Genomic DNA, 414 nt, shown 5'->3' with positions numbered 1-414 from the left:
ATCGTCACCGGCCCGGCCGGTGAAGAAATCCACTGCGACCAGTACGGCCGCATCAAAGTGCAGTTCCACTGGGACCGAGACGGCCAGGCCAACGACCAGACCACCTGCTGGCTGCGCGTCGCCAGCGGCTGGGCCGGCAGCGCCTACGGCGGCATCGCGATCCCGCGCATCGGCATGGAAGTCCTCGTCACCTTCCTCGAAGGCGACCCCGACCAGCCGCTGGTCACCGGCTGCCTGTACCACAAGGAAAACGTCGTTCCCTACGACCTGCCGGCGAACAAGACCCGCAGCACCTTCAAGACCCTGAGCTCACCGGGCGGCAAGGGCTACAACGAACTCCGCATCGAGGACAGAAAAGGCGCGGAGCAGATCTACCTCCACGCCCAGCGCGACTGGGACGAAAACATCGAGCAC

At 65.2% G+C, this 414-nt stretch carries 1 protein-coding gene; it reads left to right on the top strand.

Going from position 1 to position 414, the window contains the following annotated elements; translation table 11 throughout:
- Window positions 1-414, top strand: a 414-nt coding sequence (gene tssI / locus N8H74_RS29240; RefSeq protein ID WP_262152178.1) for a type VI secretion system tip protein TssI/VgrG, incomplete at both ends; no start/stop codon positions are given.

Source organism: Pseudomonas sp. B2M1-30, from assembly GCF_025447575.1.
Lineage (GTDB): Bacteria > Pseudomonadota > Gammaproteobacteria > Pseudomonadales > Pseudomonadaceae > Aquipseudomonas > Aquipseudomonas botevensis.
Note: the sequence above shows the minus strand (reverse complement) of the source record. Positions and strands in the feature narration are given on the sequence as shown.